Source organism: Dellaglioa sp. CoH-55-MRSF-8 (genome assembly GCF_056782195.1).
Map to the genome: position 1 here is coordinate 1 of NZ_JBXAYH010000124.1, position 348 is coordinate 348.

1 protein-coding gene is annotated in these 348 nt (G+C 55.2%); it reads left to right on the plus strand.

Annotated features, from left to right (window positions below; genetic code table 11):
* The coding region (locus tag AC1RPW_RS08200) for a hypothetical protein (protein ID WP_481769474.1) at positions 1–348 on the plus strand (348 nt) is incomplete at both ends.

Sequence of the window (348 nt, forward strand, 5' to 3'; positions counted from 1 at the left end):
GCCGAAAAGGTGAAAGCAACGCTGACCAACGTCTACACGATCTGGAACGACATCGACAACGATGAAGTTTTGGACTCGATCGTTGATCACAACGATCTGTACAACGCACACCCGCTGGCGGAAGTCTGCGACGAGATTTACAACGATTTTGCGGTCGCGGTCACTGTCGCGGACCTGCGTGGATGCGCCACCGTGAACGAGATCACGGACCTGATTCTGCGCAAGCGGAAGGAGCAGGAAGCTGGGAGCAACATCGTGGACGACAACCTGCTGATCCTCGAAGACGAAAACACGGATGAGGACCGGACGCGCGACGAGGCTCTTTCTGCTATCGAAAAAATCGTAGGG